We start from the raw sequence: 16,204 nt of genomic DNA, 5'->3' as shown, positions 1-16,204 counted from the left end.
GCCGTGCCACAGGCGACGATGCAAACGGAAATTCCGTTATATTCATATATTTCATGGGATTATTCACACAATATCTAATCGGTTTCTGCCTCAATCGGCGAACTGGCGCCGGGACCGCCGACTTGCAAGTTTATTCATTCTCTTCATGCTGTGGACAGCCTTATGAAGGAGATTGCCTTGCTTACCGTAAAAACTGCGCCCGTCCACGATACACTCCTCTATTCCCAGCCCTGCGAAAATATCGAAAAGCTGGATGCCGACATCGCTTTCCTCGGCATTCCCTACGGCGCAGCCTATGATCAGTTCGCGGTGTCGAGCGAACAGTCCAAGTTTCCGGATGCCATCCGTCGGGCGACGGACCGGATCGTGCGCGGTCTCGATCACTTCGATTTCGACCTCGGCGGCACGCTGCTCGACAACCAGCCGATCAAGATGGTCGATTGCGGCAACGTCGCCGGTCATCCCTCGGACCCGACGGTCCATCAGAAAAACGCGGAACTTGCCGTCCGCCAGATCCTCAAGTCCGGCGCCATGCCGATCGTGCTCGGCGGCGACCATTCGACCCCGATCCCGATCTTCAAGGCGCTGGCTGAACTCGGCAAGCCGATCACGCTGATCCAGGTCGATGCCCATCTCGACTGGCGCCAGGAAATCAACGGCGTATCCGAAGGTCTGTCGAGCCCAATCCGCCGCGCCTCGGAAATGGATCATATCGGCGAAATCTTCCAGATCGGCCTGCGCGCCTCAGGAAGCGGTCGTACGGAAGAGTATGAGGCAGCCCTCGAGTACGGCGCCAATCTGATCACTGCGCAGGAAGTGCACGACCTCGGGATGAAGGCCATTCTCGATCGCATCCCCGACGGCGGGAACTATTATCTGACGGTCGATGCGGACGGCATGGATCCATCATTGATGCCGGCGGTTCTCGGCCCGGCTTTCGGCGGCCTGCTCTATCCGCAGATGCTAACGCTGATCAAGGGCTTGGTCCACAAGGGCACCCTGGTCGGCATGGATATTGTCGAGATCGCACCGGACCGCGACCACAACCGCCGCACGCTGATCGCCGCCGGCCGGTTCATCTTCAATCTGATCGGCACGGCCGTTCGGGCGGAATACTTCAAGAAAAAAAGATAAGACAAACCACCATAGGAGAACATCATGGCATTTGCGAAATTCATGAAGGCGGCCGGTGTCGCGGCTGCTCTCTTGGCCCTGCCGGTCACCGCGTTGGCCGGCCCGGTGCTGGACAAGATCAAGGAGACCGGCAAGATCACGGTCGCCACCGAGGCATCCTATCCTCCCTTCGAATTCGTCAAGGACGGCAAGATCACCGGATACGGCAAGGATCTGCTCGACCTGCTGATCCAGGCACTGTCGAAGGAAGTCGGCAAGGAGGTCACGCTGGAACAGCTCGACCTGCCGTTCCAGGGCATTCTGCCTGGCCTCAGCGCCGGCCAGTTCGATTTCGTCGCGACGTCGGTCGGCATCAATGCGGAACGCGCCAAGCGTTACGCTTATACCCGCCCGATCGCCACCTCCGCTCAGACGGTGATGATCCGCGTCGGTGATGCAGACAAGCTGAAGACCCCGGAAGACCTGAACGGCAAGGTCATCGGCACGCAGATGGCATCCGCCAGCGAGCCTATCGCCCGCGGTTTCGACGAGAAGATGAAGGCTGCCGGCAAGCCAGGTCTCGCTGAACTCAAGCTGTTCACCTCCTATCCGGAAACCTACGTGGCGCTCGCCAACGGCTCCATCGACGCCGTCGTCCAGTCCGGACCGGCGCTTGCCGTCCTCGTGAAGGAACGTCAGGGCATCTTCAAGCTGATGGGGCCGCTCACCGACCAGAAGAGCTATCTCGCCTGGGTGGCGCGTCCGGAAGATGGTGATTTCCGCGATTTCGTCAGCAAATTCTTCATCGACCTCAACAAAAGCGGCAAGATGGGCGAGCTGCAGGAAAAGTGGTTCGGCTTCAAGATGGATACGCCCGACAGCGGTTATCTGCCGGAAGGCGCTCTGTGATCCTGATGTGAGTTTTCGGGCAGGGGACGGATTGCACATTCGCCCCCTGCATCTTTTTGCCTATCGCGGAGCAACGCCATGGAATTCAGTTTTGAGTTCATGTTTTCAACCATACCGGCATTGCTCTCAGCGGCGGGCGTAACGATCCGAGTGGCGGCGCTTACAATCCTTCTTTCGATCACCGTCGGCACGCTTCTGACCATTATCCGGGCCTTCAAGGTCAGGCCGCTCAACATGGTCATCGGGCTTTACATCAGCTTCATCCGCGGCACGCCGCTTCTCGTCCAGATCTTCCTTGCCTTTTATGCGCTTCCGGCAATCGGCATCAAGCTTGGGCCGGTCACGGCGGGCGTGCTTGCCATCACCGCCAACAACGCCGCCTTCATGACCGAAATATTCCGTGGTTCGCTGGCAAGCATACCGCCCGGCCAGATCGAGGCGGCAGCATCGCTCGGGCTGAGATCGCGGGCGATCTGGATCAAGGTGATCCTGCCGCAGCTCTACATGCGCTCGCTGCCGGCGATCATCAACGAATGCACGATCGTCGTCAAAGGCACGGCCTTGCTCGCCGTTATCACCGTCGTCGAAGTGTTTCGTACCGCCCAGCAGATCGGTTCCAGCAGCTTTCGCCCGTTCGAGACGTTCGTTGCCGCAGGTCTCGTCTTCCTGGCCATGAGCCTTGTCATCAGTCAGACCGGGCTCTGGCTCGAGCGCCGCTTCGCGCTGCGCCGCGGCGTTTGAGGAGAACGATATGGATTATACCGTCGTTACCAACAACTGGCCGCTATTCGCCAAAGGCATCTGGATGACAATCCAGATCTCGCTCGCCGCCATCCTTATCGGCTTCGTCATCGCCTTCGGCATTGCGCTGGTCAGGACAAGCCGGTTCCGCGCGCTTCGGATCGCCGCGACCGTTTATGTCGAGATCCTGCGCAACATTCCCTTCGTCATCCTGCTCTTCATATTTTTTTATGGGCTTCCCTTTGCCGGGATCAGGCTGCCGGCTCAATTTGCCGGGACCATCGCGCTTTCGCTGTTTGCCTCGGCCTATTATGGCGAGATCATTCGCGGCGCCATGGCTGCCGTGCCGCGGGGTCAGGTGGAAGCGGCGCGTGCCATGGGCTTTACCTGGGGGCAGACGCTGAGAGACATCATCATTCCGCAGATGTGGAAGTTCGCGCTGCCGCCGATGGCCGGCACGACGACGATGGCGATCAAGGAATCCTCGATCCTCAGCACGATCACGGTGGCCGAACTGACCTATCAGGGCCTGATCGTGCAGGGCATGACCTTTGCACCCTTCGAAGTGTTCTTCGCGGTTGCCGGTCTCTACTGGATCTATACGGCCATCATCGCCCAGCTCTTCCGTCGGGCCGAACACAAGCTCGGTTCCTCCGAGCTGGCGGCCGCCCATCGCAGCCCGGTTGCCCGCAAATATCTGACGCTCGACGCCGGGAGGCGCATATGAAAGCCCCGATCCTGACGATCGACACGCTGGTCAAATCTTATGGTCCAACCCGTGTTCTGAACGGCGTGAGCGTTGAAGTCCGGCCGGGCGATGTGGTCGGCATCATCGGCCGCAGCGGTTGCGGCAAGAGCTCGCTTCTGCGCTGCATCAACGGACTTGAGACGATCGATAGCGGCTCGGTCAACCTGCGTGGAGAGTTCATCGGCCGCGTGCCGCAAGGGGAGGGTCGCTGGCGCCGGCAGTCGGAACGGGAGATGACGCAGCTGCGGGCACGCATCGGCTTCGTTTTCCAACAGTTCAATCTCTGGCTCAACAAGACGGCGCTCGACAATGTCGCCCTGCCGCTGGTGCGGGTGCAGGGGAAATCCTGGGCGGAAGCGCGCGCGGCCGCAGCCGAGATGCTGGAAAAACTCGGCCTCGGTACCAAGACCGGTTCCTATCCAAACGAGCTTTCCGGCGGGCAGCAGCAGCGTGTGTCGATCGCTCGGGCGCTGGTGATGAAGCCGGAACTGATGCTGCTCGACGAGCCGACATCGGCGCTCGATCCCGAGCTGGTGCGGGAGGTCCTGACGGTTCTTCAGGATCTGGTCGCAGCCGGCATGACGATGATCTGCGTTACCCACGAGATGGGTTTCATCCGCAATTTCGGCAACCACCTGATCTTCATGGACAAGGGCGAGATCGTCGAGGCCGGGCCGCCCAAGGATGTGATGAGCGCGCCAACAACGGAAAGGCTGCAGAGCCTTCTCGGTATGATCGGCAACTGAGACAATTGCAGGAGAACAATATGAGCATGCTGGGTGAAGATGGCCGCCTCAATCGCGGTTATGTGGGCATTCCCACCTTTCTGCGCAGCAATTATTGCGCGGATCTCAATCAAGTCGATGCCCGGTTCGCAGTGTTCGGTGTTCCATATGACGAGGGTTCTCCGTTCCTGCCGGGGTCCCGCTTCGGACCGCGTGCGATCCGCGAACATTCGCTGCGCTTCAGCGTCGACGGGATATTCGATCCCGCAACGGAGACATCGTACCTGAAAGGGTTGGTTCGAGAAGGAAGACTGGTCGATACCGGCGATGTCGACATCGTTCCCAGCAGTCCGTCGCGGACATTTTTCGGCCTGACCGAAAGGGTGAAGAAACTGCGGGCGAGGGGAGCCATCCCGGTGATGCTGGGTGGCGATCACGCTGTCAGCTTTCCGGCAGTGCGGGCCTTCGAGGAAGACATCCATGTCATCCAGCTTGATTCCCACATCGATTACGGTGTCTATGACGACGAATTCCGCTACGGAAACGGGCAGGGATTTCGCCAGATCAACGAACAGCCGAACGTCAGAAGCCTGACCCAGATCGGCATCCGCAGTTATCGCACCAATCCCTCAGATTTCCACAAGGCCAAGGTGGATGGCAGCCGTATCGTCACAATGCCGGAATTACGCCAGAACGGTCTGGCGGCTGCCATCGCACATATTCCCGCGGGCGCCAAGATCTATTTGAGCATCGATATCGACGCGTATGACGGACCGCTTGTCCCCGGCTGTGTCTCGGCAGAGCCGGATGGCCCGTCGTTTACCGAAATGCGTTCGCTGCTTGAATTGATTGCCGAGCGTTTCGATATCGCTGGTTTCGACCTGGTGGAAGTCAATCCGCCGCTGGACGTCAAGACCGGTGCCACGTCATATCTGGCTGCATTGACCATTGCCCTGCTGCTTGGATTTATCGACGCGAGGGAGCGAACGTGATCTTGTCGGCATGATCACATAAATCCTAAGCATCGCCGCGAATTGCGGGGCCGGATTTATAGAGGGATTTTCGGTTGCTTAGCTCCGTCGAAAAAATCCGGATGCACTCCGGATTTCCGCTCAGCCGCTCGCAAGGCGTTTAGATTGACCCATTAAAGGCGTCCGCCTCACCTTGGGTAGCGAACGTGAATGTGACCAGCTCACCGTCATCATCTTGGCGGATGACAATCGCGGCGTTCATTCGAGCTTCACAGAACGAAAATCGCTCGAAAGTCATTGACGTTGGTGAGGGTAGGGCCGGTTTTGACCAGATCGCCGATCCTCTCGAAGAACGAATAGCTGTCATGTGTTGCCAGAAACATTCTCGCATCAAGGCCTGCCCGGCCTGATCTCGTCAAAGTGTCCGGGGTTATAATCGCGCCGGCTGCGTCCTCGGTACCATCTATGCCATCCGTATCGCCGGCGATTGCCCATACTCCGTCGCGGCCGGCGAGTGCGACGGCAAGCCCGAGCAGGAATTCGGTGTTGCGTCCGCCGCGCCCGGGCGCAACAGCGCCGATGGATACGGTTCCCTCGCCCCCCGACAATATCACCGCCGGCCCCTCGACAGGTTGGCCTTTGGTTCGTGCGGAAAGCGCAATCCCACCCATGACCGCGCCCATTTCCCGGGCCTCGCCTTCCAGAGCGTCACCAAGGATCAGGGCTTTGACGCCGGCATCTGCTGCTACACGTGCGGCAGCCGAAAGAGCCAGGGATGGGGCTGCGATAACCCGGACATCACTGATGAAATCTTCACGCCGCGGGGTTTCGAGACCAGCCTCGAGTACCGACTGCGCGCGCGCAGGCAACTGGATATGCCGCCGCTGAACGATTTCACGGACGGATTGGATGGTGGTATCGTCTGCAACCGTGGGGCCGGATGCAATTTCGGACGGCTCGTCGCCCGGTACGTCGGATATCACCAGTGTTACGACACGCGCCGGTTGCGCCGCGATCGCCAGCCGTCCACCTTTGATCCGAGACAGGTGTTTGCGCACCGTGTTCATCTCGCGGATGGTCGCCCCGCTTTTGAGCAATGCCATGTTGACCGCCTGTTTGTCGGCGAGCGTCATGTCTCCGGCCGGGGCCACAAGCAGGGACGAGCCGCCGCCCGAGATCATGGCGATGACAAGGTCTTCTTTCGAAAGACCCTGCACGGCCTGCAATATGACGCGGCCGGCTTCGAGGCTCATTTCGTCCGGCACCGGATGCGACGCCTCGATGATCCGGATGCGGCTAACCGGAACGCTATGTCCATATCGTGTGACAACGACGCCGGACACATCGACGTCCGGCCAGGCGGCATCGAGTGCGGCTGCCATGGCGGCCGATGCCTTGCCTGCACCAACGACGATGCATCTGCCGGTCGGCTTTGGTGGCAGGTTGCGTAATACAGCTGCAGACGGAGCGGCGCTCTCGACGCCCGCATCGAACATCTGACGCAGCAGGGTTCGAACAGTCTGGTCATTCCATAACATGGTCGATATTTCCGTCATGGTTTTCCGGTACGACAGGCTTACCCGCCAAATAGGTGGCGCTGTCATTGAACCACGGTCTATCAATTGTCTGACCAGCCACACTCCGCTACGCGGTTGTGCAGCCGGTCAGTCCGGTGTTCAGGCGGCCATCGAGAGATAAGCGGCTGCGGTCCACGAGAAACCGAGACCGCCACATCCTTCACCGGTGATCGGATCAAAATATTCGGCAAACCCTTCCGTTTCGATGGCTCTGACCGTGCTTGAACGCAGGGCGTCGGCCATATCCACCTTGACGTTGCGGGCTAACCCTTCGATCAGCAGCCAGTTGATGATTGCCCAGGAAGGCCCGCGCCAGTAACGCTTGGCTTCGAAACTCTCGACAAACGGTTTTGTCGTCGGGAAAGCCACTTTCATGCCGTCCGACCAGCTACTCATTTCGGCAGCCGCCGCATCGGCCATGCCGGCGTTCAAATCAAGCGCCAACAGCGGAATGAAACCGGCCTGGGTTGGCGCTTCGATATCCTCGCCGGAAATCAGGTCACGCGATACGAAACGGGAAAGCTTTGGTCGCCATTGCGCCAGCAGCGCGTGGCGCGTGCGATCATTGTAGACGGCGAGTTCCTTTGCCGCCTCTGCGAGGCCAAGAAGGCCGGCCAGACGCTCGAGGTCTTCCCCGGCCTTGAGCAGGATAGCGGTGGTCTGCACTTCCGCCACCTTGAACGGCGCTTTTTCCCACTGCTTTTCCGGGCTCCAGCCGCAGGCCGCATAGGTGTCGACCAGGTGTATGAAACGACGATAGTCCTCGTCGGTCGGGCGCATGTCTGCGTTGACATGGCCGGTATCCTTACGCACAACCGCGGTGTCGGTCGTTGTCGGCACGCGAGCGAGTGCGATGTCCCAGGCCGGCGAGTTGTCGCTGCCGCTCTCCCATGGGTGCAGCAGTGCGACGATGCCAGTGCCTTCAGGATCGCGTGCCGCATACCACCAGCGGTGCCATTTCAGCGCCGCTTCGAAAAGCGCGGTGGTTCGGGCATGGGCGCGGTCGGAGCCCGCCTTTTCCGCTGCTTCGTGGACGACGCGAAGCGCCATGCCGAAGACCGGTGGCTGGGTGATGCCGGATGTCGGAATTGTGTGGTTCGTGCGCCAGACGTCCGGGCCTGGAAAATAGGTGTCGCTCGGCTGGTGGAAGACGATATGCGGGATCATACCGTCGGCCCATTGGCCTTCGATCAAGCGTTCCAGTTCGCGATAGGCGCGATCGACGTCATAGGTGGCAAATCCCATGGCGACAAAGGCTGAATCCCAATTCCACTGGAATGGATAGAGCCTGTCGGTTGGAACCGTGTAGCCGCCACGGTCATTCGTCGCGAGGATGCGCAGGGCCTCGTCAAAGTGCTTGGTCATTGTCAAAACTCCAGATCTTTCAGGCTGCTACCGGATAGGAAATGCCGTCCTGTGGGGACAACCAGGTCAAACGTTTGGCATCAAGGGTGAGGCCGATCGTCTCGCCGTTCTTGACTATTTCCGTGGCGGGCAGGATGACGCGGGCGGGCTGGTCGAGGATGCTGCCGGTTAGAAGCAGATGAGAGCCCATCGGTTCGGCCACCCGGACCTGCATCTCCAGTCCCTGTCCGATGGCAGCACGCTCCACTGTCTCACCACGCAGGCCGAGTACGATATCGTGACCGCTGGCTGGAACCGCAAACTGATCATTGCCGATCAAGACGTGCCCGTCGAGGACCGGCATGGTGATGAAATTCATTGGTGGATTGCCGATGAACCCGCCGACGAAACGGGTAGCCGGGTGGTTGTATACTTCCACAGGTGTGCCGACCTGCTCGATGCGACCGTCATGGACGACGGCGATGCGATCAGACAGACCCATAGCCTCGGTCTGGTCGTGGGTAACATATATCGTGGTTGTGCCTGCCGACTGCAGAACTGTCTTCAACTCGGTCCGCATTTCAAGGCGCAGCAGCGCGTCGAGGTTGGAGAGTGGCTCGTCCATCAAAAGGACCCCGGGTTCGACCGCCAGCGCACGGGCAACCGCCACGCGCTGACGCTGACCACCCGACAGCTTGTTCGGATAACGGTCGAGATAAGGCTCGATATGCAACAGACCCGCGGCTTTTTCGACCTGTCTCTTGACGCGCGCATCGTCGGCCTTCTGCATGCGCAGGCCGAAGGCAACGTTTTCATAAACCGTCATATGCGGGAACACCGCGTAGTTCTGAAATACCATGGCAAGGCCACGGTCCTTGGGCGGAAGATTGACGACGGAGCGACCACCGATGCTGATGTCGCCGGATGTCGCGGTTTCCAGACCGGCGATGATGCGCAGAAGTGTGGTCTTGCCGCAGCCGGATGGTCCCAGCAGCGATACGAACTCGCCGTCGTTGATCGTCAACGAGACTTCCTTGAGGGCCCGGAAGGCGCCGAAACTCTTGCGGATATTGTCGATGACAATGTTGGCCATGATTTTTTTCCGTTACTTGGAGGAAATGCCCCAGATCGCGAAGAGGTAGCGCCTGACCGCGAAGATGAAGACAACAGAAGGAAGGATGAGCAGCAGACCACCGGCAAAACGATAGTGCATCGGGCTTTCCGACAGCACCGTCAGCAAATAGGCGGTGAGGGTGCGGTGACGCACTGTCAGCACCGAAGCTGCAAACACCTCGTTCCATGAGATGACGAAGGCAAAGACCGCAGTGGCTACCAGACCCGGCAGGGCAAGCGGCGCGACGATCTTGAAAAACGCCTGGATACGGGTGCAACCGAACACCCAGGCAGCCTCTTCGAGTTCCCGCGGGACGCCGAGAAAAATCCCCTGCGTGACCAAGGCTGCAAACGGCAGCGCCAGGACGGTGTGGATCAGACCGACGCCGACGACCGTATCGTAAAGTCCGAGACGAATGAACGACACCGTCAATGGAAGTGCCAGGATCGCCAGGGGGAAGGCCCGAGTGAGAAGCACCAGAAGGCGAAAACTGTCCTTGCCGCGAAAATTGTAGCGAGCCAGCGCGTAACCGGCCGGCGCGCCGAGTGCGATAGACAGAGCAACCGTAATGCCGGCGGCACCGAGCGAGTTGAGGAATGACTGGAATACGCCTTCCGTCTTCAGGAACAGGAGGAACGGCTCCAGCGAAATACCGGTCGGCAACACCGTCTTCGGCCATTGGTAAACGCCGGAGCGCCCGCCGAGTGCACCGAGCGCGACCAGATAGATCGGCACCAGAACCCAAGCGCAGAGCGCCACTATACCGCTCCACAGAAGGAGGCGGCGGGCAGAGATGAAGCCCGTATTGCTGACTGTGCTCATGGTAGGCGCTCCGGGTCGACCTTGACGACTTTGAGATAGAACAGTGTGGCAGCCAGCGAGATCACCATGATCAGCACCGCATAGGCTGCAGCCACGCCATAGTTCTGGTTCTGGTTCTGCCAGTTGTAGGCTTCACCGACGAGGACCGGGAAATTGCGTCCGCCGAGTGCATAGACGACGGCAAACACCTCGAAGGCCAGCACCGTGCGCAGGATCAGCGCCGACTGCAGGGCAGGGCGGATCAGCGGCAGAGTAATGCGGGTAAACCGCGTCCACGGGCTTGCGCCAAATATTTCGGCAGCTTCCTTGTATTCCTTCGGCACCTGATTGAGGCCAGCGACGATGATGATCATCACGATGGCGGTGCCGCGCCAAATTTCGGCAATGGCAATGCCGATGAACAAGGCAACGGGTGTCTGATAGGTGAGCCAGGCCGTCTGTCGTTCGATCAGGCCCATGCTGAACAGTAACGTGTTGAGGTAACCGGTATTCTGCAGGATGGACAGCCAGACCATGCCTGCAGCAAGGTCGGAAATGCCGAGCGGGATCGTCCAGATCCATAAGATGGTTTCGCGGCCGCCGTTGACCTTCGACACCATGGTACCCATGGCCAGCGCCATGGCGATCTGCACCGGCACGACGGCTAGCGTCAGCAGGAACGTGTTGAGGATCGAGCGGCCGAAATTGATGTCGCTCACCATCGTCTGCATGTTGGCAAGCGACGGCACGCCATTGTCGGACACGGCAAGCCACAGCGTCTGAACCAGCGGTACGACGAACAGCAGGCCTAGAAAGACAACGGTCGGAAGGATCAGAAGGTAGGGGATCCAGGATCGGTTTTGGGTCATCGGCTCTCGCTTTCCAAAAGCAGACCTCGGTCATTGGAAGGGAATGGCGGGACAGGCGTCGCAGCAATCCGTCGGCCGTAAGCCGCTCGGACAGACGAGACTGTGGTGTCGGCGTGACCGGACATTCACGCCCGGTCACCTTCGGCCTTGGCAGGAACTGGGCTTATTCGACTGGGCAGGCGCCGTCGCTCTTGGCGTCGGGTGCCCAGCATGGAGCGTTGGTATCGGCCATCAGCTTGGCCATGGTGTCACCCTGCGCCTTCAAGACCTCTTCGATCGGCTCGTTCTGAAGGATGATGCGCTGGAAGGCGTCCATATAGACCTTGTTGAACTCACCACCCTTGTCGCCAAGACCGACCGGCAGCAGTGAGATCACTGCATCCGGAGCACTCTGTGTGGCGGTGACGGCACCGGCGAGCAGGGCAACGCCCGGATCGAGATCCGGCGGCAGCTGCACGTTGATCGTCGGAAAGAAACCGACCAATGATGCGGTCTTCAGCTGTACGTCCTGGGTGGCCAGATGCTCGATGATCGCAGTGGCATTTGCCTTGTCGGGCGCGCCCTTCGGAATGGCAAGCCCGGCAACGACGGGCATATAACCGCGTCCCTTCGGACCGGCCGGCGCGGGGAAGACGACATACTGATCCGGTGACGCGGAGATGGCATTCTTCAGACGGGCGACGTGATCCCATGCGACCATGACTTCACCCGAAGCGAGCGGCTCCTGCATGAAATCGTAATTGGTCGAGGTCGGGGCGACAACGGCCCAAAGATCCTTGAGCTTCTGCCAACCGGCAGCTGCATCTGCATTCTTGAAGGTCCGCACCACGCCACCTGTAAAGGACGGGTAGAAATACCCCTGGAAATAACGGGCCATCAGCCCCTTGGGGCCGGCCGGAAAACCGATCTGCGGCGCGCCGGTGGCTTCCTCCATCTTCTTGCCCCAGGCAATCAGCTGATCGTAGTCGAGCTTGTTGATGTCGGCGCCTTCTGGAAGGTATTGTAGTGCATCCTTGTTTGCGGCCATCACATAGGTTGCCTGCATCCAAGGGATATATTGCTGTTCGGCCTTGCCGAGCTTGCCGAGGTCGAGCAGCGATTGCGGCATGCCCGCGCTGGCGAGCTTTTTTGCCAGATCATCGAGCGGCTCCAGAACCTGCTTGTCGGCGAGCGGCGACAATTCACCATGCAGGGCACCGACGAGGCTGATCGTATGCTTGCCGGCCTGCCGCTCGGCCTCCATGCGCACGGCAAACTGCGGCGGTTCTTCAACAACGTAGTCGGCCGGCTTTTCGAGGCCGCTCAGCAGCTCTTCGCGCACGGCCGTTGCTTCCTCGATCGGGCGCAACTGGGTGGACAGGAACACGGTCTGGGCCATAGCCGGTGCGGCGATGCCGATGGCTGTCGACGCCAGGATCGCAAGTGACAACAGGTTCTTCATTTTCTCTCCTCCTTATTCTTCTCAGTCGTGGTTCTTGCTTATTTCGCCGGCACTGAACGGCGATGGCTTTCGCGGTCGACGAATTCGATCGCGTGCAGTTCCTGAAGCGTTTCGGCTGGTTCACCGGCAATGGTGCGCAGCAGAAGCGATGCAAAGCTGCGGCCCAGATTGCCGCCGGTCATGCGCATGGTCGAAAGCGTCGGGCTTGTGAACGACCCGATCGGCAGATCATCGTGGCCGACAAGGCTGATTGTGTTGCCGCCATCGACCTCCCGCAGCGCCTGCAGAGCGCCGATCGCCATTTCATCGGTGGCGCAAACCAGCGCGGTTGGTCGATCGGTGTGTTTGAGCAGCGTTAGAGCAGCCTCATAGCCACCCTGCTCGGTCGGTGCTTGTTCAACGCAGAGATCCGTCGACAGGCCACAGTCGTGCATTGCGGCTTCCCAACCCTTCTTGCGTTCATGCGCAAAAAAATAGTCCTGCGGGCCGGCGATATGGCCGATGCGCCGATGGCCGTCATCATAAAAACGCACGGTTGCCCGGTGAAAGCCGGAGAGGCCGTCACCATCGATAAACGGGTGCTGAATGGCAGCTTCCGTACGGCCATTGGTAACGAAGGGTATGCCGCGCGACTGCAGAAATTCGACGCGCTCGTCGTGGCGTTTGGTGCGCACCAGGAGCATGGCATCCACCCTCTGTCCGTCGACGAAGCGACGGCACATGTCCAGTTCGCTTTCTCCGCTCGGAACCGGGGCGATAACAAGGTTTAGGCCGGCAGCAGCGAGATGCTCGGCGCAGCCGGAAAGCATTTCGAGAAAGTGCGCAGGACCGATATGTCCAGGTTCGCTTGGCAATGTCACGGCCACAAGCTCGGCGCGCTGCTTTCGCAGCCGGCGTGCCGAGGCATTGGGACGATAACCAGCCTGATCCGCTGCCTGCCGAACACGTTCGCGGGTCGCAGCCGAAACATCGGCGTAACCATCCAGCGCCCGAGACACGGTGGTAATCGACAGTCCCAAAGACTGGGCAAGTTGCTTCAGATTGGCCATATCTCCTCCCGAGATGTCGAAAACATCATCCAAAACGTTTTGGTAGTCAACTCCAAAACGTTTTGGATAGCTTTTTTGTGCCGGAGAGGGAATGATCCTTGCAGGTCACGGATCATCACAAGTGGGCAATATGCGGCTGAACGCGTCTAATTTCCGGGCGTGATGGAATGCGCTGTTCTTCGATCGGATCGATCCAACACCTCTCGATGAGGATACAAGAAGGGAAGTCGATCGAGACGTCTCACAGTCCTTACCCGTGACAGGCCTCGCACACGAGGCATCCATGGCATGTGTTTAAGAGGCGGCAAATTGTAGAGCCTTAAGGGCGGGCTGGACGTCGCCTGCTATTTTGCAGGACAGCACTTTCAGGCTCCCGCAAAGTTTCAAAGCAGCCGCGCCGCCCGGCCGCTGCGCCGGCTTGCGTTGTTATAATAGCTCGACGCCTGCTGCACCGAGCGATGCCTTGACTGCTCCATCGCTTCGGGGAGGGGGATACCACGATTGGCAGCCTCGGTCAGATAGCCCGACCGTAATCCGTGCGCCGAATACTCCCCAGGATCCAACCCCGCCATCTCCGCCCGCTGCTTGACGATATCGTTGACCGATTTCGGATCGAGCGTCCGCTTCGACACATTGCCCCAGCGATCCACTTTTCGGAACACGGAGCCTGTCTTGATCCCGGCAGCGGCCATCCAGGCGTTCAATGCCTCGACCGGCCGGCCGGTGAGATAAACGACCTCGTCGTGATCGGCACCGGACGTTTTCGTGCGTCCGAGATGAATGGCGAGAGAGGGGAGGGGAGGGCCGTTCTCGACAACGATCGGCGGCTCGTCCGTCAGCTGCTCGCGACGCAATCCGGCGATCTCGCTGCGCCGGCGTCCACCAGACGCAAACGCCACCATCAGGATCGCCCGGTCGCGGATGTCCCGCAGGCTACCGCTTGAACATGTCGCCAGCATTTTGGCCAGCACGTCACCGGTGACCGCCTTGGCGCTCTTGCGTTTTCGCGGCCGCGGCGTGGCCCGCACGGCGAGGCGGATCGCCGACTTGAGGGCAGGGGAGGCGAACGCACCGGTCAGACCGCGCCATTTCGTCAAGGTAGACCAAGTGGCCATCCGCCGCCGCACGGTGTCAGGCGCATGTGGGCCGACCACCTTCAAAAACCCTTGGCCCCGAAGGTTCTGCTCCATCTCTGCCGGCATCCCATGCTCGGAATCTGTTTCGCGCTTTTGCGGATCCCACAGATGATGCGCGACGAACTTTAGCAGCAGCGCCTCGGGCGCCGGCCAGGGCAGCGCCTTTTTCGTGGCCGCCAGCGACCACGCCTGCAGATAGGCGAGATCGGAGGTGAGGGCGCGAAGAGTGTTTTCGCCCATGCCTTCATTCACCAGATGCCGAAGCGTTTCGACGTCCTGGTCAGTCAACAGCTCGGCGAGTTCGTCGCGCCGCTCTATCGGTAGCACGGCAGCGATCGTATCCAGTTCGTGGGCGCGGCGATCGACGGCACTCATTTTGGCAGTCCTTGTTCGTCGTAGAACTCGTCGTGGTTGGAGGTGGCGCCGGCCGGTACGTTCGCGCGCCCTGCGGCTGCCAGCGCCCAGACGTCATCCAGAGTGTCAGCAGGCTTCGAAATTGCTGTCAACTCCGCGACCGGCTTTCCCGAGCGGCAAATCAGGACCGCGTCACCGCGGAGCGCAAGCTCGATCAATTCCTCAAGCCGCTCGGCTGCTTCATCGACATCAACGAAAACACGCATTCTCTTCTCCTAATCCACGTTGGTCGCTACACGTGCTCGCAATAACGAGCGTTCGACCGTGGCACAGACTGGCGACGCATATGCCGACGGCAGGCTGCCGTTGCAAAACTTCCGTAATTTCCGTATATTCCGTAAAAAGGAGTTTTGACATGACCTCCACAGTTACGGCGGCAACCGTCTCCAAAAATTTTGGCGCCTACCAGGATGCCGCCGTCCGAGATCCGGTGATCATTACCAAGAACGGCCGGCCGCGCACGGTGCTGATCGCCTATGAGGATTATCTGCGGCTGACAAAGCGCGACCGGCGCGTTGAGCTGACATCCGCGCTGGGAGAGGACGATCTTGCCGCGATCGAGGCTTCGGACATGGACGGGTCGCTCGATCATCTCAATGCCGAATTGCTGACGGGCAAACATGCTGCCGACTGAGCCAAAAGTTGGCTGGGTGTTTCGCTATTCCTATCTCTGGCACTGGCAGTTCGTTGAAGGCCGCGAGGAGGGTGACAAGGATCGCCCGGCACTGGTGCTGGCGATCGTGGCCCATCTCGACGACGGCACGCCGGCGGTGCGCGTCTTGCCGATCACTCATAGCCCGCCCAAAAATCCGGACGATGCGATCGAGATCCCGCCGGCGACCAAGCGGCGCCTGGGGCTCAATGACGAGCGCTCGTGGATCGTGTTGACGGAAAGCAACCGGTTTGTGTGGCCGGGCCCAGACATGCGGCCGGTCGACAGTGACAGCGGCTATTATGGCCCTTTGCCGCCGGCACTGTTCGCTGAGGTCAAGCGGCGGTTTGTCGAGCTGGCAAAAGCCCAACGGCACCGGGCGACGCCACGCAGCGAATAATTGTTTTGGCATCATTTTCCGTTCTGCGGACGGCGGTCTGAGCGGCGCCCACAGCGACTGTTGGGCGGAGTCTCGATGATTTGCGGCCGAAAAACAATAACTTCCGATAAGAGATACTTATCGATAGTTATAACACCAACCGACGATCGTACCATGTGAGGAACCAAAACTTTACGATAGAGTTCCTATAAGAGATCGTT

The 16,204-nt window shown here is 59.8% G+C and carries 17 protein-coding genes; 8 read left to right on the top strand and 9 right to left on the bottom strand.

From position 1 onward, the window contains the following. Nucleotides 1-177 precede the first annotated feature (177 nt). The 6 genes from AC2GXZ_RS28265 (at nucleotide 178) to AC2GXZ_RS28240 (ending at nucleotide 5,228) form a co-directional block, all read left to right on the top strand. A complete protein-coding gene (locus AC2GXZ_RS28265) occupies nucleotides 178-1,134 on the top strand; it encodes an agmatinase (protein ID WP_483762587.1) in 957 nt (318 codons plus the stop codon). Nucleotides 1,135-1,158: 24 nt separating this feature from the next. After that, on the top strand, nucleotides 1,159-2,022 hold the full coding sequence (locus AC2GXZ_RS28260) for a transporter substrate-binding domain-containing protein (RefSeq protein ID WP_483762586.1): 864 nt from the start codon (nucleotides 1,159-1,161) through the stop codon (nucleotides 2,020-2,022). 78 nt (nucleotides 2,023-2,100) lie between these two features. Then, a complete protein-coding gene (locus tag AC2GXZ_RS28255) occupies nucleotides 2,101-2,763 on the top strand; it encodes an amino acid ABC transporter permease (protein ID WP_483762585.1) in 663 nt (220 codons plus the stop codon). Between the two features lie 10 nt (nucleotides 2,764-2,773). Further along, nucleotides 2,774-3,490 (top strand): amino acid ABC transporter permease, encoded by a 717-nt coding sequence (locus AC2GXZ_RS28250; protein WP_483762584.1) that lies wholly within the window; start codon nucleotides 2,774-2,776, stop codon nucleotides 3,488-3,490. Continuing rightward, nucleotides 3,487-4,257 carry an amino acid ABC transporter ATP-binding protein gene (locus AC2GXZ_RS28245; protein WP_483762583.1) on the top strand — a complete coding sequence of 257 codons (771 nt, stop codon included), beginning with the start codon at nucleotides 3,487-3,489 and terminating at the stop codon, nucleotides 4,255-4,257. The genes AC2GXZ_RS28250 and AC2GXZ_RS28245 overlap by 4 nt, the downstream gene beginning before the upstream one ends. A 20-nt stretch (nucleotides 4,258-4,277) precedes the next feature. After that, nucleotides 4,278-5,228 carry an arginase family protein gene (locus AC2GXZ_RS28240; RefSeq protein WP_483762582.1) on the top strand — a complete coding sequence of 317 codons (951 nt, stop codon included), beginning with the start codon at nucleotides 4,278-4,280 and terminating at the stop codon, nucleotides 5,226-5,228. Nucleotides 5,229-5,476: 248 nt separating this feature from the next. Here the strand turns inward: AC2GXZ_RS28240 and AC2GXZ_RS28235 are convergent, their stop codons facing one another. The 9 genes from AC2GXZ_RS28235 to AC2GXZ_RS28195 form a co-directional block, all read right to left on the bottom strand. Continuing rightward, nucleotides 5,477-6,745: a glycerate kinase type-2 family protein gene (locus tag AC2GXZ_RS28235; protein ID WP_483762661.1), complete on the bottom strand. Its 1,269-nt coding sequence runs from the start codon at nucleotides 6,743-6,745 to the stop codon at nucleotides 5,477-5,479. Between the two features lie 138 nt (nucleotides 6,746-6,883). Beyond that, entirely contained in the window at nucleotides 6,884-8,149 is a 1,266-nt protein-coding gene (locus AC2GXZ_RS28230) for an MGH1-like glycoside hydrolase domain-containing protein (RefSeq protein ID WP_483762581.1), read from the bottom strand. 19 nt (nucleotides 8,150-8,168) lie between these two features. Next, nucleotides 8,169-9,221, bottom strand: coding sequence for an ABC transporter ATP-binding protein (locus AC2GXZ_RS28225; RefSeq protein ID WP_483762580.1), 1,053 nt, complete (start codon nucleotides 9,219-9,221; stop codon nucleotides 8,169-8,171). A gap of 12 nt (nucleotides 9,222-9,233) precedes the next feature. Beyond that, nucleotides 9,234-10,064 (bottom strand): carbohydrate ABC transporter permease, encoded by an 831-nt coding sequence (locus AC2GXZ_RS28220; protein WP_483762579.1) that lies wholly within the window; start codon nucleotides 10,062-10,064, stop codon nucleotides 9,234-9,236. After that, nucleotides 10,061-10,912, bottom strand: a complete 852-nt coding sequence (locus tag AC2GXZ_RS28215; protein WP_483762578.1) for a carbohydrate ABC transporter permease — start codon at nucleotides 10,910-10,912, stop codon at nucleotides 10,061-10,063. Before AC2GXZ_RS28215 ends, AC2GXZ_RS28220 begins: the two co-directional genes overlap by 4 nt. 163 nt (nucleotides 10,913-11,075) lie before the next feature. Continuing rightward, nucleotides 11,076-12,353, bottom strand: coding sequence for an ABC transporter substrate-binding protein (locus tag AC2GXZ_RS28210; RefSeq protein WP_483762577.1), 1,278 nt, complete (start codon nucleotides 12,351-12,353; stop codon nucleotides 11,076-11,078). A 38-nt stretch (nucleotides 12,354-12,391) separates the two neighbouring features. Beyond that, a complete protein-coding gene (locus AC2GXZ_RS28205) occupies nucleotides 12,392-13,402 on the bottom strand; it encodes a LacI family DNA-binding transcriptional regulator (protein WP_483762576.1) in 1,011 nt (336 codons plus the stop codon). A 383-nt stretch (nucleotides 13,403-13,785) separates the two neighbouring features. Further along, on the bottom strand, nucleotides 13,786-14,913 hold the full coding sequence (locus AC2GXZ_RS28200; protein WP_483762575.1) for a site-specific integrase: 1,128 nt from the start codon (nucleotides 14,911-14,913) through the stop codon (nucleotides 13,786-13,788). Then, a complete protein-coding gene (locus tag AC2GXZ_RS28195) occupies nucleotides 14,910-15,158 on the bottom strand; it encodes a type II toxin-antitoxin system Phd/YefM family antitoxin (RefSeq protein ID WP_483762574.1) in 249 nt (82 codons plus the stop codon). The genes AC2GXZ_RS28200 and AC2GXZ_RS28195 overlap by 4 nt, the downstream gene beginning before the upstream one ends. A 149-nt stretch (nucleotides 15,159-15,307) precedes the next feature. On the opposite strand from AC2GXZ_RS28195, the gene AC2GXZ_RS28190 reads away from it, so the two are divergent. Both AC2GXZ_RS28190 and AC2GXZ_RS28185 read left to right on the top strand, forming a co-directional pair. After that, complete coding sequence (locus tag AC2GXZ_RS28190) at nucleotides 15,308-15,586, top strand: type II toxin-antitoxin system Phd/YefM family antitoxin (RefSeq protein WP_483762573.1); 279 nt, start codon at nucleotides 15,308-15,310, stop codon at nucleotides 15,584-15,586. Beyond that, complete coding sequence (locus AC2GXZ_RS28185; protein WP_483762572.1) at nucleotides 15,573-16,004, top strand: plasmid maintenance toxin (PemK-like); 432 nt, start codon at nucleotides 15,573-15,575, stop codon at nucleotides 16,002-16,004. The genes AC2GXZ_RS28190 and AC2GXZ_RS28185 overlap by 14 nt, the downstream gene beginning before the upstream one ends. The last annotated feature ends 200 nt before the right edge of the window (nucleotides 16,005-16,204 follow it).

It is taken from the genome of Aliirhizobium sp. YIM B11859 (genome assembly GCF_057163345.1).
This window is presented reverse-complemented; position numbering and strand designations above follow the sequence as displayed.